Source organism: Anatilimnocola aggregata (assembly GCF_007747655.1).
Classification (GTDB): Bacteria; Planctomycetota; Planctomycetia; order Pirellulales; family Pirellulaceae; genus Anatilimnocola; species Anatilimnocola aggregata.
In genome coordinates this window covers 5,809,338-5,828,214 of sequence record NZ_CP036274.1, presented here as the reverse complement: position 1 = coordinate 5,828,214, position 18,877 = coordinate 5,809,338, and the positions used below count along the sequence as shown (strand labels likewise).

The following is an 18,877-nucleotide window of genomic DNA, read 5'->3' as shown; positions in this document are numbered from 1 at the left end:
TTTTACTGCCGCCAATGATCGCAAATATCGTTGCCTGATGCGAGTAGGATCGCTGCCTGTGTGTTCACGGAATGGCATCGTCAGATTGCTTGAACAAAAACCGCCACCCAGCCATCACGCTCAAGTATTGCGAGCATCTCGCTTAACCCACGGCGTGACAATACGGATCGACCTTTTTCCAACTACGGAAGTTGGCGCACTACTTTCCTGGCTTGCCGAAACAACCGGTCGCCCGCTGCCCAGAATCGCTTCGGAGACAAAACATGGAACTCTTGATCCTGTCGGGTGCTATCAACGAACTCCGTCAGATCGTGCCTGATTTCGAGAAGTTCGTCGTGCTGAATTTTGGATAGTTCGGCACAACAGTCCTCCAACAACGATAGGCCATAGCCGATATTGTTATGCGGACGAAAATCACGAAATTGGGCGTGCAGTCCAGCAATTGTCCTGTATATCGAGTTGAAGTACGCATCAAGTGCTTCATCGAGCCCCAAACGTGCGGACAGATTTACGGAAACCCAATATTCAATATTTTGGGCGACCCGCTGACCGGTTACGGGGCTTCTCCCCAGTTCCCTCATACCCGTTGACTACAACGAGGGGGAGTTCAGCCGCCGCAACCGCAGGCCACGAAACGGTTTTCGGGACATGCTGGCAAGCAAAAACTAGCGGATTGCTCTGCCCTTTTTCTTCCTGGCGTCTTCCTTTGCTTGTTGGTCGAACCATTCGTCGATGTTGCAAACCTGCATCGGCCCGAGCGGCTGACATTGATCGTCGGTTGCGAATCCGCAAATGACAACTTCGCCGTATTGGCGGGCGTCGTCGTCCAAAACCTTTACCTCGTCGACTTCGCACAAAAGCGGCTCGTGGTTATGCGAATTACTGCCTTCTTGTGGCACAAGCCAGTAATGGCCATCAGCCAGAAAGAGCGAGTAAGTGCCATCGCCGCCAATGATGTTTTTCTCCACAATCGCCGGGGTTTTGGCCAGTTGTTCCCAATCGTGATTTACTGCGGCTGTCATTGCTCTTTACCCTCACCTAAAAGACAAAAAAGCCCCTGCGGCAGGCCTAGAATGTGAGGTCAAAGGCATGATTGTCACAGGGACTGGACGTGGATTGCTTGACCTCACGCCACCATTATAAAAAATAGGTTTATTGAGGTGCAAGCCACACTAAAATATTTTTTAATGGCATAATCCATACAAGATGTTCCATATATGGCATATTAGTCGCAATGGCCATAGCTTGTATGGCAGTTGACCCAGGCGTTACTCATAAAAAGTGATATCCGGTTTTCTAACTGCCATCAGTAGACTTTGGCCATAGCAAGCAGTGATTGCGGCTTGTTGTATTCGATGACCATTCTTAAAAGGTTTGGCAAGATGATTTGTAATATTGAGAAATGCAAAGAGTTGATAGACGATGCCGCTACTATCAAGACGCTCGAAAACTTAAATGCTCTTGGCGAGCATTTCGGCCGCTACGTTGATAGGCGGATAGGTGAGGCGGCAAGCAAGAGGGCGGGCTTAACGTACTTGCCCGCTGTCGAGCCCGCCGATAGCTACGCTGCCAAGGAGCAGAAATTTGCCGATCTTGTATCGCAGTTTTTGGCTTGGGCAGATAAGGAGTACGAAAACTAAAGCGATCCCTGGTATAAAGTTTCGTCATACAGTCAGTAGTATTGATTTCGTGCTGGCGTCAGGCGAACCGGGTTTGTCTGTTGAACCCAATACAACGGCAATGCCGTTGGATTAGGTTTTGCTAATCATAATGTCATAAAAATGTCTGATAACAATACACTGACTGGTGAGTAGATTGCCTTGCTCGAATCGATTTCTGGTTGGAAAGAGTTTTGCGAGGAAAGTGATTGTTCTAGTGTCTGCGATTTTGGTTGTGGGCTGGACAAGCCATCGCCCATTCATACGTATATGATTTGCGAAGAATGCGGCGAAGACTTGGGCCGCTTTTGCCTGACAAATCCAAAACCATTTCAGCGGCTTGGGAAGATTGCCCACACTTCGAGCCGAGCGATGATGAAGACTTTGAATTGGCGTTTAGTCCCGCAGAACTCTCTCGGGGCGTCCGAGGCCCGTTCAACGTCCTAGCATTGGCCAACTCTTTACAGCCTAAAAATAACGGCTGAATACTGGCCTTAGACTTTATTTGCTAAACGCTAAATTTGTGCAGATGCCGCATCTGCTGAAATCCGGCAAGCCTTGAACGCCAAAGGCAAGGCAAACCCAGATGCTGGATTAAGCAGGCAAAGTAAGTTCCTGAAAATTGGCGTGGATTAAGGTGCTCAAAATGTGTCCATTGCTCGCTGATTGTCGTAACAATGGCCCGTCCAACTCAACAGGCGCATATCATGCGCACACGCCCCTAGCATCTGAGGAACCTGCTTTAGCCTCCTTAGTGGGCGAGCTTAAGCGACTAGAAGTACAGCTTGCTCGGATAGCCGATCATTTCGATCCTCCGCCGCCGGATAAGGTCGGCACGCCCTATATCGCCGAGCGATTGGGATGCACGACTGATTACGTCGCCGTTATGGTCAGGGAGGAAACAGTTCCTCCTTCCTGTCTTGTTCCGGGCACAGGTAACGGCAAGCCCTGGAAATTCTATCGAAGCCGTATCGACCAGTGGATCGAGCAACGCTGATTTTCCTCTTCCGACGGGCGTCTAGCTGTCGGAATCCAACGGAGAAATATGCGATGCCTCGAAAGCCGAAAATTGAGCCGAAACGAATCACCGTCGTCGTTGATGGGGCTCCAATTTCAGTGACCCTTCATCCGCCCAGCGGGCGGATGAAGGCGTGGTACGTCTATTGGGCCGGGCTCGGCAACAGCAAGAGTACAGGCGAACGTGGCCTTACGGCGGCGGTAGCAGTGGCTGAAAAGATGGTGCGGAACGGGGGCGAGCGACCAACGCCGGCGGACGGAGTTCTTTCGGACGAAGAATTCAAGGAGATTCAGCGGCGTCACTTTGAGCGAGACCATTCAGCCAATGGCTTAAAACGTGCCGCCACATCACTAAAGAGTTGTCTCGAAGCCATCGATGCATTTCAGCGAATCGTGAAACTTCCTGCGATCAGCTTAGCGACTCCCGACGATTGCGCTAAGTTCGAGCGAGAAGCGTTAAAGCTCCCCAAGAGTTGGCGACTGTCGTACCCACGAGCGAAGCGGGAGAACGTTAAGACTCTTAGCTCGAATACCGTGGCTAAGTGGTCCACAGCGCTGGCGGCGGCTTTTGAACGGGCGAACGTTGATGCCGGAAACAAATGCGTGCGAGGCGTCGTCGCCCCCGCAAAACTCCTGATCTCGAATCCGTGGCGAAAATTTCAGCGGATCAAAGGTGTGAAGAAAGCCAAGCGGCACTTTAACGACGAGGAGTTGCTCTCGGTCCTAGATTTCCTTGAACGTGAATGGAGTAGCGTTACTGCTGCTGCGGTTGCCGTGAAGACCTGTCTTTGGACCTGGAACCGAGTTGCCGAATTGGCAAATTTATCGTGGGATGACTGTAAGCAGATCGGACAGGAATGTCACTTTAGCATTCTGGGAAAATGGAACAAGTTGAAGTGGGCGAGGCTGCCGCTTGGTCTGGTGGAAGAGCTTAGGGCCATACGGACCAACAGCCCGTTCGTCTTTGCAGCATATAGCAAACAGGTGCGCTCGCACTATCTTCACGCAGGCCAGAACGGCATTGCCGCTCAGGTTAACGCCGAATACTCGCCAGAAGCGTTCGTAAGTTGGTTTCAAGACCGCATCAAGCAATGGGCAGTCGCAACGGGTCGAAAGGAAGTCACCGTGCATGTTTTTCGGAAAACCTCGCTGCAAAATGCGAAGCGTGGTGAAGACGTGAATCGATTGGTTGCCAAGGATGCAAAGCTGAGTGAAGCAGTGATGACCGGTTACTACACGTCCGAAGAAGACGAAGAGATGCGCCATGCAAGCAACCGTTCGTTTCATCGGCTCGTGCTCAGCCTCTCGCACGAAGTGGCGAGCCGCTACGGCTATCGGCCCGAAAACAAACTCACCGACTTAAAGGAAAGGCTCACGGCGGCGACTGCCGTTGAGGACTGGTCTCTAGTCGGCCAGCTTGCCGCAGAACTGAGCCGGACATTGCAGGCGGCAAACGGGCAAAACAAGCCAGCGGAGGCTGCTGAGGAGGGCGGCGTTTCTGAAAATATCTGAACACCAGATTCGCCCGGCGAACTGTTTTTCAGAAACGATTCGCAAGCCCTTTACTCATAAGGACTTAAAAGTACGCCCAGTAGGGCTCGAACCTACAACCTTCGGTTCCGAAGACGGGATATGCCGTCCGCCAAATTGCCTTGAAAATGCCTGTTTCCAGGGTCTTTCTTGAGTTAGAGGTGAATCGCGAACCATTATAGACTATCGCGCTTTCTACTATGTTCAAGTGGTAATTTGCCAGTTAGGTGGTAGTGAGTGGTAAGGGGAGATGCGATCGACATCAGCAACTTCATTGTGGCTCCAATCAAAAGAGCCACTGCTTTTCAAGCGATTCGGCCAACATCTTTCAGTCCTTGTTGCTCGTGATCGCCGGCGCCACGCAGAAAGAGCTGGCCCGCCAGGTCAAATACCTGAAGGTCGAGAACCAGATCCTCCGCTGAAAGTTGCCGATGCGCATCATCACGAGATTCTTGCTAATCGCCGCGCGGCTTCCTTCTTTATTCCGTGAGCGTATATGCACCCCAGTAGAAGGCAGGGGCGGAGCCTTCACGCTCTCGGTGTTCGACGATTCGGTTGAGTTGGGCGAAGCGGAGGGCTTCAGCCTTACTTTTCCCTTCAGCCAGATAGCCGAAGAAGTCGCCCATCAGTTGCGCGCTTTCGTCGTCGGGGATCTGCCAGAGCGTGGAGACCACGGCTTTGGCACCAGCAAGTTGAAACGCTTGCCTTAGCCCAGCCACTCCTTCGCCACTGCGCACGTCGCCCAGGCCTGTTTGGCAGGCACTGAGTACCACCAGTTCGGTGCCCCGTAGATCTGCGTTCACAATTTCGAGGCCTGTAAGCACACCGTCATCCAGCCCGGTTGTCGCGGCGGTTGCTGGTCGGTTGCAGCCGGCCAGCAGCACACCGCAACGTAACAACGGATTTTCGAGTGGTTGACCGTCTTTGGTGCGAACGGAACGACGCTCTTCTTGTCCAATCAACTGCAAGCGATCGTCGTTCTGGGTTTCGACCTCCTGTTGCGGGAAGAAGAATCCGTGTGTACCGAGCACCAGCACCTGCGGAGAGACCAGTTGCTTGAATTGGCTCTCTGTCGCTTCGCGGTTCAGATAGACGATCGGGTCCCGCTTGCTATAAGTCTTCAAGCTCGGCGCGATGGCTTCCGCTTCCTTCGCTGTACCGGGCAGCCGTTGAGCCCGATCCAGCCGAGTGATTGAACGGCGAGCCAATTTTGTCGTTTCAGCAGGCGTTGCAGCACTAGGACCAAGATCAAAATCAGGATCGGCTAGCACGACCGATTTCCCCGCTGGTTTGTCGGCTTTCTTCGTCACTAACTCCCGCCCGCTAATCACATACTTGAGGTTGTATTTCTCAATCAGGAACTTGCCATCCTCCACCGGCAATGCGCCCCAAGGAACGAGCCACAGCGCCGCGTCGGGACTGAGAATTAGTTCCTCCTTGTCAGCCAGGTGTTCGGCGAGCGGCTTCCAAATGAGATCGGCCACAGAGGCCAGGGTTTTTTCAACCGCGGCCTGGGCTTCCTTCTCACCTTTGCTAGCCGAGGCAGCAGCACCAGCTTCGTCCATCGCCTTCCGAAAGGCAGTTACCGCGGCATCGATCGCCTCAGCCTCCCCAAGATCGACAATCTTAACGTCACCCTCACCTGCAGAGGGAATGAGCCAGGCGACGTAGAGCGGAACGCCTCGCTTCTTCGTCTTGTAATTATAGGGAGCAAGTCGCGCTGTATTGACTAGCATCGTCTTCGCAGGAATTGCTTTCCGAATGCCCGCGATGTCAACCCACGGATCGCTCGTCAGGTCTTCACCGCGAGCCTGGCCGAGGAGGCGCACCAGTCGCTGCTGTTCTGCCGCCAACTCCGCTTGCCGGCGATCCCGCTCGTCGCTCTGTGGTTGGCGAACGATGTCCGCCAACTTGCCACGGAGTGTTCGCAACTGGGCGACGAGCGCCGCCGTTTCGGGTTTTTCGAGTTGAATCCCCGTGGCCAACGATTCTTCGCTGATTCCTTTGCCATTCACCAGCCAGGCAGCAGAAATTTCGCTAATTCGAGAGGTGGTTCGTTCGCTCCGTCCCCAGGACAAACTATTGTGCCAATCCTTGTCGTGCATATTTCGCAAGAAGGCCAACTGTTCCGCCTCCGAAAGACCCGGCAACGTGCGCACCTCATGGAAGCGGATAGCGCGGCGTGCCTGATCGAGATAGGCAATCGCCGCGGACGGGTCCGTCTCGTCAGCAGCGAGCCACGCGAGGTTGATCAGCGTGCTGGCCGTGATTGTGTGCTCGTTTCCAAGTACCTTGCGTTTGATTACCAGGGCCTCTTCGTAATACTTACGGGCTGCGGGATAGTCCCCTTGGTCGCTGGCCAAGATGCCGAGGTTGTTCAGCGTTTCGGCCGTGCTCGTGTGCTCGTTTCCAAGCACCTTGCGATAGACGACCAGGGCCTCCTCGTAGTACTTCCGGGCTGCGGGATAGTCCCCTTGGTTCTGGACCAAGATGCCGAGGTTGTTCAGCGTGTCGGCCGTGCTCGGGTGCTCGTTTCCAAGCACCTTGCGTTGAATTGCCAGGGCCTCCTCGTAGTACTTCCGGGCTGCGGAATAATCGCCTTGGTCGCTGACCAAGACGCCGAGGTTGTTCAGCGTGTCGGCCGTGCTCGTGTGCTCGTTTCCAAGTACCTTGCGTTTGATTACCAGGGCCTCCTCGTAGTACTTCCGGGCTGCGGGATAGTCGCCTTGGTCGCTGACCAAGACGCCGAGGTTGTTCAGAGTCCTGGCCGTGCTCGTGTGCTCGTTTCCCAGCACCTTGCGATAGACGACCAGGGCCTCCTCGCAGTACTTCCGGGCTGCGGGATAGTCCCCTTGGCCCCTGGCCAAGACACCGAGGTTGCTCAGCGTGTCGGCCGTGCTCGGGTGCTCGTTTCCAAGCACCTTGCGTTGAATTGCCAGGGCCTCCTCGTAGTACTTCCGGGCTGCGGGATAATCGCCTTGGTCGCTGACCAAGACGCCGAGGTTGTTCAGCGTGCCAGCCGTACTCTTGTGTTCGTTTCCAAGCACCTTGCGATAGACGACAAGGGCCTCCTCGCAGTACTTCCGGGCTGCGGGATAGTCCCCTTGGCCCCTGGCCAAGACACCGAGGTTGCTCAGCGTGTCGGCCGTGCTCGGGTGCTCGTTTCCAAGCTCCTTGCGTTGAATTGCCAGGGCCTCCTCGTAGTACTTCCGGGCTGCGGGATAATCGCCTTGGTCGCTGGCCAAGATGCCGAGGTTGTTCAGTGTGCCAGCCGTACTCTTGTGCTCGTTTCCCAGCACCTTGCGATAGACGACCAGGGCCTCCTCGTAGTACTTCCGGGCTGCGGGATAGTCGCCTTGGTCGCTGGTAAGGATCCCGAGCGAGTTCAGCGTGTCGGCCACATTCGGATGGTCTCCATGCACGCTTCGTTCCAGTACTAGGCATTGCTCGAATTCTCGTCTCGCTTCCGCAAGCTTCTGCTGCTTTTCGAGTTCAAGGCCACGCCCCCAATGAGCATTTGCCAATTTGGCATCTTCCCTCTGGGCAGCCGTGAATTGGATGCGTTGGGCTTGCTTTGCCGAGATCCAACCCTTCTCTTCCTGTCCCGGGACTTTCACTCGGATCCAATCCCCCTTCTCTTCAAACACCCACAGCCGTGTGCCGCGTTGCACGGTGCCGAGCACCGTTTGCTCGCTTTTGATTTGGGCCGTGGCTGCAGTGACGGTCACCAGGTACCCGTCTGCGGCAATGCCATTACTGAGCAATGCAGCACTCGCGAATCCAATCGACGCCACGAGGGATAATAGCAAACGATACATTTGAGGCTCTATTAGTGAGGTCTACTTGTTCGAGGATTAATTTAGCGAAAACGCGTCCTTCACCAGTGCAATTCGTGCAGGTTCTGTCTCGCTCTCACAAAACCGGATAGCCGCGGACTGTGCTTGCGCGGTCTCGTTTTCGGCTGCAAAAAGCAATGCTAAATTCAGCCAGGCCTCGGCGAGGCCGGTTTCGCCTGCAGTGCGAAAGAGTTTCTCTGCTTCCGCGTGAAGTGGACGAGCCTCCGCTCGCGACAACCTCTGAGCCCTTGCTGTTAGGAGACATGCTCTTGCGTTCGTAAGCTTGGCGCGAACGCTTCCTTGCGCTTGCGAGGCATCTATGGTTTGCATGTATTGATCGGCAGCTTCAAGTTTGCCGGCTTGAAGCTGAACGGCGAGGTGTTCAACAGCACGTTGTTCTGGTGATAAAAGTTGGTCAATTGTCGAAGTGAGTCGCTTTACAGCTTTATCAATTACCTTAGCCTCGGTATTTGAGATGTCCTTCGTGGTGCGATGAGCACCCGGTTTGCTAACCGCCTGCCTTAGCAATTCATCTGACCAAAGGCCGACCAAGTAGACCTGCTGTGAACCAGAACTCAGAAGGGCCAATTGTTCTTTCTCGGCTATGACAAGCTGCTTACCGGTTTCGCTGATTCGCTGCTCCGACGACTCCAACCGCGTCTGAAGCGAGGTGATGTCGGAAACCTGATCGCGAACCTTCTCTAGCTCCTGATGGAGAGTCAGCAACTTCGATTCGCGTTGCCACGCCCAGTTCAAGGTGCCAATTGTGATAAGTAAGCTCGCTGCCAGTACTCCGGCAAGTGCGAGTGTGCGGCCACGTTCACCAGTCGCCGAACGGAGGTCCAGCTGCAGTTTCGCGATATACCCTATTTCATTGTCGCGGTTATACTTCGGTGAGACCGGCCTATACTCTTCGGCCGTCGATTCAGCAAGGAAAGATGAAATCTCAAGGGCGACTGGCGTAGGGTCAACTGTCGAATGGCGCCCCGTTAGCTGATCCAGGTCCGGTTCTGAGGAATCGTGAATCAGCAATTCCTGCCAGCCCTTTGCAAACGATGTTCGCAGTGCGCTGTGCAGTTCGGCCATTTGCAATTTGTCGTTCATTACCGCGAACCTCAATCAGATCTTGCTGGCAAACTGACGATCGGCGTATTCAGAAAATGTTGGTGCTGTTTCTCCAAACCACTCACCAATTGCGTCCTCCCACAGAGTGCGTCGTTCTCGGGATGGATCGTCGCTTAACTTAGCAAGCTCGGGAGCCATTTGACGAATAATGGAAATGAGTCTGCGGAACACTTGCTGGGACAATTCGGTCACACGTGGTTTGCTGACGTTTAACTCTGCTGCAATCAAGGTGTTATCCCAGCGTCGAACACACCGGTAGAACGCGAACCGATACTGCTGTTCGCTTGCCTTTGGTAGCTGCTTCATCAATTCGCAAAAGGCGTTCGGAACGACTTCACGGATCAGCGCGAGGTCGTCATCCTGGTTTTCGTTGGAATTTTCTGCCTCGGCACTATGCTTGTCCAATTCAACTTCACTGGTCTCGCGAAGTCGGCGCCAACGGTCGATCACCTGTCTTGCTGCAAGCGCCTTGAGCCAAGTTTCGAGACGTGCCCTACCACCATAGGCCAGCAGTCGCGGCCGGCCTTGGTTCAAGCCGCGTTCATCTTTCAAGTGCAGGGTTTGAGGCAACGCATCGGTAATTTCTTCCGCACTTTGTCGACCCCAGCGCCGAACTAGTGCCGGCTTGATCTTCTCGTCAATAATCCGAATCAGTTCTCGATTTGCATCTTCTTTGCCGAGTACACAGGCCGCAACGAGCATCAGATCCCCCCATGCCAATTGATTTAGCTGGAGCGAGAATTCAGGAGAAAGGCATTCGTTCGGTACTTGGTTCTCAGCCAGGGAATCGCGGAGGAGCGACCGACCGATAGCCGCCGCCGAGTGCGGTAGCCACTGTTCAGGCTTTGGTGCTACTGAGGTCGGGAATGTATTCCGGTAATCGACCGACGCGGCCTCGATCTTGGTTGCCAAGTTGTTACGCAGTTCATTAACCGCGTCTCGCTCGGAAAGCCAAAGCCGAAGTGCTCGCAAGAGCTGCTGCATCACAAATGTCCCTTAATACCGCGGCCGACCTACTTGCCACCATGCAGCGTGTCCGCATCGGCATAGCGAATACTTACTACGCTTATCAGGTTGCCAATCTTTGCTTCCACCGTTCGCAGGTCTTGCGAAATCTCGCGAACAGCATCGATCCCGACGCCGCGAGGTCCATTACCATCGACATAGAACGCAGCAGTGATAATTCCGATCTGATCGGTAAACTTTTGTCTCGCGGCAAGCGAGCGATCTGCATCAACCACAGTGAATTCTCGCATCTTGCCGTCGGTGCCCACTTGCGAGGCGAAACCCCTCAGCACAAAAGTGGGCACTCCCTGCACCTTTGCAGCTTTAGTATCCTTCGGGTCCAAGAGCCAAGCACGCGCTTCGTCCAGGTTGACACGCTTTCCGGTTATCCACGTGGTCACTCCCTTATCGCCATCCTTCTCAGGCAGAGTATTTAGACCATCCACCAGGCAACGCATGATCGTCCGATCCTTGGAACGATTGCCGATCCATACCTCTAGTACCTCACCTTTACGAACCGGGAGAAAGCATTCTTCTCGTTGCTCGTCGCCCTCCCCAACCGACTTGAAGATGAATTCACGTACTTGAGAAGGGTCTTGAGGGCGATCCGCGCGTCGAACCTTGATTGAAATCGGAAAGGGGAACTGCGGATCGCGGAGGGGATGAGAAACGCGTGATCTTTGTTCGGCCCGACTGATTGCTGTGTCGATGACAGAGACAGGTTTTGTGGATGTACGTTTCGACGTGTAGTCGATTCGGCGATCCTCTGGCTTGAAGGCCACGCTACGGCCAAGCATTGCCCATTCTGATTCGTTAAGCTCTGCCACGCCCGAAGCAGTTCCGAGTTTCCTAAAATCGATTCCCATTAATGAGGTCTGGATAACGACACGGCGACCCTGTCTTGCTGTGAGTGTCCCTATCGCTACGACAGACATACCGTCAACTTGCGAAGACAATCGTTCCATACGTTCTGCAGAGCCAATGTCGTCGATTGCGAAACTCTCGGTCTTCAAAACATTCTGGAGCCGCCGTTGATCGATTATTTCAAATCGATCGGCACCAGCTTCCATGAGGCGCTGTTCGAACTCATTCGTGCACCATTTTCCAAGTGCCCCGAAACTTGCACCGAGGAGTTCAATGCCACCGACGTTGTCGGTGAATTCGAGCACGCCAATTTTTGCCATCTGACGTTTATCAACTTGAGTTGCCAAGACGTCGGCATTGTCGGCCAGCACCTGCCGAAGTGTGCGGGGCTTGAGTCGAATCACTGCCGGAACATCCGGCGTGCCGGACCTTACAATTCGCACAGGCGTCTGAGGGCGAGGGAAGCGAGCCTTCGAGGTGGCCACTACATTGCGGGATACGTATTTGTAAAGCTCATCCATATCGACGATGGCATCCGCATTCTCGTCTGCATGTCCTTTGAATCCCTGATTTAGCCAATAACTGAAAAGTGATTGTTCCTTTTCATCCCAAATCTGACTCTTCTCGTCGGCCGTCGAGCTTGCGATAGTGACCACACCCTCAAGGTTACGAAACACGTCACCAATATCCTTACCAGCGACACTGGCCTCGGCTGTATCCTCACCCTTCTCGGAGCCAGCATGGCAAGCATCGAGCACAACCAATTTGAAGTTGGCGCGGCAGTTGGCAACTTGCTCACGGAGCCATGCGACTGGTACGCCCGTCTTCACCGGATCTGAGGGATCGCAGTCCAGTGCAGCGATGTACAGCTTTCCTTCCCGGTCCTTGAACCCGTGCCCACTGAAGTACACCAATACCGAATCTCCTGGAGCGATCTGGTCGAAGAATGCCGGGAGCTCTTTCATTAGGTTAGTTCGGAGTGGCAGAAAGCGTGCGTTTGATTCGTCGTCGGTCATCAGCAGCAATTGCTTTTCGTCATACCCGCCACGCGCCCGCAGGGTTGACGATAGGATTCGAACATCGTTAATGGTGTACTTAAGGTGCGTGGCCCGGTGATAGCGCTCGGCACCAATGAGTACCGCCCAGCTTTTGCCTTCCCCAGCCTCTGCGGCCGAAATCCGAGAATCGACAGCAAAGACCAAGAGGCTGTTTAGCGCAATGACACTCAAGATGACCAAGCGATGCGAAGCAATTAAGGCAGACATCTAGGGGTTCCAGGTGCTCTGTCGCAGGAATGAAATGATGAAACGCAGTGACTATTCGGTGAGCGTGTAAGCAGCCCAGTAGAAGGCAGGGGCGGAGCCTTCACGCTCTCGGTGTTCAACGATGCGGTTGAGTTGGGCGAAGCGGAGGGCTTCAGCCTTACTCTTTCCCTCTGCCAGATAGCCGAAGAAGTCGCCCATCAGTTGCGCGCTTTCGTCGTCGGGAATTTGCCAGAGCGTGGCGACGACAGCCTTCGCACCGGCCAGTTGAAACGCTTGCCTTAGCCCAGCCACTCCTTCGCCGTTTCGCACGTCGCCGAGACCCGTTTGGCAGGCACTGAGAACCACCAGTTCGGTGCCCCGTAGATCTGCGTTCACAATTTCAAGGCCTGTAAGCACACCGTCTTCCTGGCCCGCAGTCTCAGCGGTTGCCGGTCGGTTGCAGCCGGCCAGCAGCACACCGCAACGTAGCAACGGATTTTCCAGTGGTTGACCGTCTTTAATGCGAACGGTACCACGCTCTTCTCGTCCAATCAACTGCAAGCGATCATCGTCCTTGGTCTCGATCTCTTGTTGAGGAAAGAAGAATCCATGCGTGCCCAAAACCAATACCTGGGGCGAGACGAGTTGCTTGAATTGGCTCTCTGTCGCTTCGCGGTTCAGGTAGACGATCGGATCTCGCTTGCCATACGTCTTCAAGCTCGGAGCGATCGCTTCCGCTTCTTTCGCAGTACCGGGTAGCCGTTGAGCCCGATCCAGCCGAGTGATTGAACGGCGAGCCAATTTTGTCGTTTCAGCAGGCGTTGCAGCACTAGGACCAAGATCAAAATCAGGATCGGCTAGCACGACCGATTTCCCCGCTGGTTTGTCGGCTTTCTTCGTCACTAACTCCCGCCCGCTAATCACATACTTGAGGTTGTATTTCTCAATCAGGAACTTGCCATCCTCCACCGGCAATGCGCCCCAAGGAACGAGCCACAGCGCCGCGTCGGGACTGAGAATTAGTTCCTCCTTGTCAGCCAGGTGTTCGGCGAGCGGCTTCCAAATGAGATCGGCCACAGAGGCCAGGGTTTTTTCAACCGCGGCCTGGGCTTCCTTCTCACCTTTGCTAGCCGAGGCAGCAGCACCAGCTTCGTCCATCGCCTTCCGAAAGGCAGTTACCGCGGCATCGATCGCCTCAGCCTCCCCAAGATCGACAATCTTAACGTCACCCTCACCTGCAGAGGGAATGAGCCAGGCGACGTAGAGCGGAACGCCTCGCTTCTTCGTCTTGTAATTATAGGGAGCAAGTCGCGCTGTATTGACTAGCATCGTCTTCGCAGGAATTGCTTTCCGAATGCCCGCGATGTCAACCCACGGATCGCTCGTCAGGTCTTCACCGCGAGCCTGGCCTAGTAAGCGAACTAACCGTTGCTGTTCTGCTTCCAACTCCGCTTGCCGGCGATCCCGCTCGTCGCTCTGTGGTTGGCGAACGATGTCCGCCAACTTGCCACGGAGTGTTCGCAACTGGGCGACGAGCGCCGCCGTTTCGGGTTTTTCGAGTTGAATCCCCGTGGCCAACGATTCTTCGCTGATTCCTTTGCCATTCACCAGCCAGGCAGCAGAACATTCGCTAATTCGAGAGGTAGTTCGTTCGCTGCGTCCCCAGGACAAACTATTGTGCCAATCCTTGTCGTGCATATTTCGCAAGAAGGCCAACTGTTCCGCCTCCGAAAGACCCGGCAACGTGCGCACCTCATGGAAGCGAATGGCGCGGCGTGCCTGATCGAGATAGGCAGTCGCCGCGGACGGGTCCGTCTCGTCAGCAGCGAGCCACGCGAGGTTGATCAGCGTGTCGGCCGTGCTCGGGTGCTCGTTTCCAAGCACCTTGCGTTTGATTGCCAGGGCCTCCTCGTAGTACTTCCGGGCTGCGGGATAGTCGCCTTGGCCCCCGGCCAAGTTGCCGAGGTTGTTCAGCGTGTTGGCCGTGCTCGTGTGCTCGTTTCCAAGCACCTTGCGTTGGATTGCCAGGGCCTCCTCGAAGTACTTCCGGGCTGCGGGATAGTCGCCTTGGTCGCTGACCAAGACGCCGAGGTTGTTCAGCGTGTCGGCGGTGCTCGGGTGCTCGTTTCCAAGCACCTTGCGTTTGATTGCCAGGGCCTCCTCGTAGTACTTGCGGGCTGCGGTATAGTCGCCTTGGCCCCTGGCCAAGATGCCGAGGTTGTTCAGCGTGTTGGCCGTGTCGGTATGCTCGTTTCCAAGCACCTTGCGATAGACGACCAGGGCCTCCTCGTAGTACTTCCGGGCTGCGGGATAATCGCCGTGGTCGCTGACCAAGACGCCGAGGTTGTTCAGCGTGTTGGCCGTGCTCGGGTGCTCGTTTCCAAGCACCTTGCGATAGACGACCAGGGCCTCCTCGTAGTATTTCCGGGCTGCGGTATAGTCGCCTTGGCCCCCGGCCAAGTTGCCGAGGTTGCCCAGCGTGTTGGCCGTGTCGGTATGCTCGTTTCCAAGCACCTTGCGATAGACGACCAGGGCCTCCTCGTAGTACTTCCGGGCTGCGGGATAATCGCCTTGGTCGCTGACCAAGACGCCGAGGTTGTTCAGCGTGTTGGCCGTGCTCGGGTGCTCGTTTCCAAGCACCTTGCGATAGACGACCAGGGCCTCCTCGTAGTATTTCCGGGCTGCGGGATAATCGCCTTGGTCGCTGACCAAGACGCCGAGGTTGTTCAGCGTGTCTGCCGTGCTCGGGTGCTCGTTTCCAAGCACGTTGCGATAGACGACCAGGGCCTCCTCGTAGTATTTCCGGGCTGCGGGATAGTCGCCTTGACCCCTGGCCAAGATGCCGAGGTTGTTCAGCGTGTCTGCGGTGCTCGGGTGCTCGTTTCCAAGCACCTTGCGATAGACGACCAGGGCCTCCTCGTAGTATTTCCGGGCTGCGGGATAGTCGCCTTGGCCCCTGGTAAGGTTTCCGAGCGAGTTCAGCGTGACCGCCACATCCGGATGGTCTCCGCGCACGCGTCGTTCCAGTACTAGGCATTGCTCGAATTCTCGTCTCGCTTCCGCAAGCTTCTGCTGCTTTTCGAGTTCCAGGCCACGCTCCCAATGAGCATTTGCCAATTTGCCCTCTTCCCTCTGGGCAGCCGTGTATTGGATGCGCTGGGCTTGCTGTGCCGACAGCCACCCCTTCTTTTCCTTCCCTGGCACCTTCACCTGTATCCAACTCCCTTTCTCCTCAAACACCCACAGCCGTGTGCCGCGTGGCACGGTGCCGAGCACCGTCTGCTCACTCTTAATTTGGGCCGTGGCTGCAGTGACGGTCACCATGTACCCATCTGCGGCAGACAAGCTGCCCAGCAATGGAGTTATTGCAAAACCGATCACGGTGACAACACATAACAAGTAGCGATTCATGGGATCACCGTGATATAAGAATAGGTAGGCCAGACATCGTCGACATTCCCAATTGATTGTTTACTGAGTGAGCTGCGACCGTTCTCAATACACCATTTCTATTCCGTGAGCGTAAACGCAGCCCAGTAGAAGGGTGGAGCAGCGCCTGTGCGTTCCCGGTGCTCGACGATTCGGTTGAGTTGGGCGAAGCGGAGGGCTTCGGCCTTACTTTTCCCTTCAGCCAGATAGCCGAAGAAGTCGCCCATCAGTTGCGCGCTTTCGTCGTCGGGGATCTGCCAGAGCGTGGCGACGACAGCCTTCGCACCAGCCAGCTGAAAAGCTTGCCTTAGCCCAGCCACACCTTCGCCACTGCGCACGTCGCCCAGGCCTGTTTGGCAGGCACTGAGGACCACCAGTTCAGTGCCACGCAGGTCTGCGTTCACAATTTCAAGGCCTGTAAGCACACCGTCTTCCTGACCGGCGGCTGGTGGTCGGTTACAGCCGGCCAGCAGCACACCGCAACGTAGCAGTGGATTTTCCAGTGGTTGACCGTCTTTGGTGCGAACGGAACGACGCTCTTCTTGTTCAATCAACTGCAAGCGATCATCGTCCTTGGTCTCGATCTCCTGTTGCGGGAAGAAGAATCCATGGGTACCGAGCACCAGTACCTGCGGCGAGACGAGTTGCTTGAATTGGCTCTCTGTCGCTTCGTGGTTCAGGTAGACGACCGGATCTCGCTTGCCATACGTCTTCAAGCTCGGAGCGATCGCTTCCGCTTCTTTCGCAGTACCGGGTAGCCGTTGAGCCCGATCCAGCCGAGTGATCGAACGGCGCGCAATTTTCGTTTCGGCAGTCGACGGAGCTGCGCTAGAACCAAGATCAAAATCGGGGTCAGCCAGCACAACCGATTTCTCCGTCGGTTGGTCCGCTTTCTTGGTTACGAGTTCCCGGCCGCTGATGACATACTTGAGGTTGTATTTCTCAATCAGGAACTTGCCATCTTCTACCGGCAGCGCGCCCCAAGGAACGAGCCACAGCGCTGCGTCTGGACTGAGAATTAGTTCCTCCTTGTCAGCCAGGTGTTCGGCAAGCGGCTTCCAAATGAGATCGGCTAAGGAAGTTAGAGTTTTTTCAACAGCGGCATGATCTTCCTTCTCGGAACTTTCCTTCCCACCGCCAGCTTCGACCTTACTCATTGCCTTGCGGAAGGTGCCGACCGCGGCATCCATGGTTGCAGCGTTACCCAAGTCAACGATTTTCACCTCGCCTTCACCAGCGGAGGGAATGAGCCAAGCAACGTAGAGGATAGGACTTGGCGTTGCACCAGGGAAGTGGAATGGTTTGAAGCGAACTATGTTCACTAACATTGCCTTAGCAGGAATCGATCTTCGAACGCCTTCGATATCGACCCATGTTTCAATTGAGAGCCCTTCCGCACGGGCTTGATCAATTAAACGCACTAGCCGCTGTTGTTCCGCTTCGAGTTGCTCCTTCCGACGGTCTCGCGCTTCACTCTTTGGCTTGTCACCGATCTCCGTTAGATTGCCGCGGATTGTTCGTAATTCATCAAGATGAACATTTATTTGCGCCGTTTCGAAATAGACCGCTGTCGCCAAAGATTCTTCCGTGATTCCTTTGCCGTTTATCAACCAAGCTGCTGACAACTCTACAGCCCGACTTCTGGTTAGCTGACTACGACCAAAAGATAGGCTTTCGTGCCAATTCTCGTCGTGATTTGTTCGCAAGTACGTCAATTGCTCTGCCTCAGAAATCCCCTGAAGTACTTGCACTTCATGGATGCGGATTGCACGACGTGACTCATCGAGATAGTTGGTTGTAGTTGAGAAGTCATTTTCAAAAAACGCTAGCCAAGCGAGGTTCCCGAGGGTTTTAGCTATGCTTGAATGCTCATACCCGTGAATTTTGCGCTTTATTGCCAAAGCCTCGCTATAGAATTTCCTGGCCGCTGTGTAGTCGCTATCCAGACTTGCCAGATTGCCGAGATTGTTCAGCGTTAAAGCAGTATCGGAATGATCGTTTCCGAGTATTCGGCGCTGAATCGCTAGTGCATCATTGTAGAACCTTCGCGCCCCAGTATAGTCGCTTTGACTTTCTAGCAAGACTCCCAAGTGGTTCAATATCTCGGCGATGTCGCCATGATCCTTGCCAAGTAGTTTGAGTTTTATTTCCAGTGCTTCGTCGTAGGACTTTCGTGCTGCGACATACTCGCCTTGCTCATAGAGCACTGCACCGAAGACCTTTAGCGTATGGGCAGTGGTTAGATGCTCGTTCCCAAGTACCTTACGAGCAATCGAGAGCGCCTCTTCGAGGTATCTCCGGGCTGCAGCATAGTCGCCTATGTCTCTGACTACTTCGCTGAGACCAATCAGTGTTGTCGCGGTGTCTAGATGGTCGGAACCGAACACCTTCCGTCTTATTGTCAGTGCCTCGTGATAGTGCTGCCGAGATGCCGAGTATTGCTTTTGGACATGAGAGATGTAGCCGAGATTAGCTAGCGTCGTGGCCGTAACGGGATGATCATTTCCAAGCACCGTGCGTTTTAATGCGAGGGACTCGCTAAAGTACTTCTGGGCCGCCGAGTATTCGCCTTGGTTCCTTGCCAAAGTGCCTAGATTGTTAAGTGTCATGGCAACGTTGGAATGCTCGTTGCCTAGCATCTGGCGAGCAATGTCCAATGCCTCGTCGTAGTACTTGCGGGCTGCGGCATAGTCGCCCTGGTTACTGGTAAGGTTTCCGAGCGTGCCTAGTGTGACCGCCACATCCGGATGGTCCGACCCGCGAACGCGCCGCTCCAGTGCTAAACACCGCTCGAATTCGTGTTGAGCTTCAGCCAGTTTGTTCTGCTTATTGAGTTCCAGGCCACGCTCCCAATGAGCGGTTGCCAACTTGGCATCTTCCTTCTGGTCAGCCGTCAATTGCACGCGCTGAACAAGCTGGGCGGCAATCCACCCCTTCTGTTCCTGCCCCGGCACCTTCACTCTTTTCCAATCACCTTTCTCCTCAAACACCCAAATCCGGGTGCTGCCGGGTATTGTGCCCAGCACCTTGTTCTCGCTCTTGATCGGAGCTGTCGCAGCGGTGACGACCACCATGTATCCGTCCACGGCGAGAGCCGGGCGACCCTCGCAACAGGTCATCAGACATGTGATGAGAAGTAAACGTCGAAACATGACATATCCCCGATCGA

The 18,877-nt window shown here is 54.8% G+C and carries 9 protein-coding genes; 2 read left to right on the top strand and 7 right to left on the bottom strand.

Features of this window, described 5'->3' with window-relative positions:
- Positions 1-665: 665 nt before the first annotated feature.
- On the bottom strand, positions 666-1,022 hold the full coding sequence (locus ETAA8_RS21785; protein ID WP_145093258.1) for a hypothetical protein: 357 nt from the start codon (positions 1,020-1,022) through the stop codon (positions 666-668).
- A gap of 333 nt (positions 1,023-1,355) precedes the next feature.
- On the opposite strand from ETAA8_RS21785, the gene ETAA8_RS21780 reads away from it, so the two are divergent.
- Both ETAA8_RS21780 and ETAA8_RS21775 read left to right on the top strand, forming a co-directional pair.
- Entirely contained in the window at positions 1,356-1,640 is a 285-nt protein-coding gene (locus ETAA8_RS21780; protein ID WP_145093255.1) for a hypothetical protein, read from the top strand.
- Between the two features lie 1,710 nt (positions 1,641-3,350).
- Complete coding sequence (locus ETAA8_RS21775; protein ID WP_145093252.1) at positions 3,351-4,187, top strand: hypothetical protein; 837 nt, start codon at positions 3,351-3,353, stop codon at positions 4,185-4,187.
- Positions 4,188-4,684: 497 nt separating this feature from the next.
- Here the strand turns inward: ETAA8_RS21775 and ETAA8_RS21770 are convergent, their stop codons facing one another.
- The 6 genes from ETAA8_RS21770 to ETAA8_RS21745 all read right to left on the bottom strand — a co-directional run bounded on the left by ETAA8_RS21770 (position 4,685) and on the right by ETAA8_RS21745 (position 18,860).
- Positions 4,685-8,023, bottom strand: coding sequence for a tetratricopeptide repeat protein (locus tag ETAA8_RS21770; protein ID WP_145093249.1), 3,339 nt, complete (start codon positions 8,021-8,023; stop codon positions 4,685-4,687).
- Positions 8,024-8,059: 36 nt separating this feature from the next.
- Positions 8,060-9,145, bottom strand: coding sequence for a hypothetical protein (locus ETAA8_RS21765; RefSeq protein WP_145093246.1), 1,086 nt, complete (start codon positions 9,143-9,145; stop codon positions 8,060-8,062).
- 15 nt (positions 9,146-9,160) lie between these two features.
- A complete protein-coding gene (locus ETAA8_RS21760) occupies positions 9,161-10,150 on the bottom strand; it encodes an RNA polymerase sigma factor (protein ID WP_145093243.1) in 990 nt (329 codons plus the stop codon).
- Positions 10,151-10,179: 29 nt separating this feature from the next.
- The gene (locus ETAA8_RS21755; RefSeq protein ID WP_145093240.1) at positions 10,180-12,300 is read right to left on the bottom strand and encodes a caspase family protein; all 2,121 of its coding nucleotides are present in this window, start codon (positions 12,298-12,300) and stop codon (positions 10,180-10,182) included.
- Between the two features lie 51 nt (positions 12,301-12,351).
- A complete protein-coding gene (locus ETAA8_RS21750; protein WP_145093237.1) occupies positions 12,352-15,690 on the bottom strand; it encodes a CHAT domain-containing protein in 3,339 nt (1,112 codons plus the stop codon).
- Positions 15,691-15,788: 98 nt separating this feature from the next.
- A complete protein-coding gene (locus tag ETAA8_RS21745) occupies positions 15,789-18,860 on the bottom strand; it encodes a CHAT domain-containing protein (RefSeq protein ID WP_145093234.1) in 3,072 nt (1,023 codons plus the stop codon).
- Positions 18,861-18,877: the final 17 nt, after the last annotated feature.

Excerpts from the sequence above, each read along its gene's own strand:
- ETAA8_RS21785 (WP_145093258.1), bottom strand. The coding sequence starts at position 1,022 with ATGACAGCCGCAGTAAATCACGATTGGGAACAACTGGCCAAAACCCCG.
- ETAA8_RS21780 (WP_145093255.1), top strand. The coding sequence starts at position 1,356 with ATGACCATTCTTAAAAGGTTTGGCAAGATGATTTGTAATATTGAGAAA.
- ETAA8_RS21770 (WP_145093249.1), bottom strand. The coding sequence starts at position 8,023 with ATGTATCGTTTGCTATTATCCCTCGTGGCGTCGATTGGATTCGCGAGT.
- ETAA8_RS21765 (WP_145093246.1), bottom strand. The coding sequence starts at position 9,145 with ATGAACGACAAATTGCAAATGGCCGAACTGCACAGCGCACTGCGAACA.
- ETAA8_RS21760 (WP_145093243.1), bottom strand. The coding sequence starts at position 10,150 with ATGCAGCAGCTCTTGCGAGCACTTCGGCTTTGGCTTTCCGAGCGAGAC.
- ETAA8_RS21755 (WP_145093240.1), bottom strand. The coding sequence starts at position 12,300 with ATGTCTGCCTTAATTGCTTCGCATCGCTTGGTCATCTTGAGTGTCATT.
- ETAA8_RS21750 (WP_145093237.1), bottom strand. The coding sequence starts at position 15,690 with ATGAATCGCTACTTGTTATGTGTTGTCACCGTGATCGGTTTTGCAATA.
- ETAA8_RS21745 (WP_145093234.1), bottom strand. The coding sequence starts at position 18,860 with ATGTTTCGACGTTTACTTCTCATCACATGTCTGATGACCTGTTGCGAG.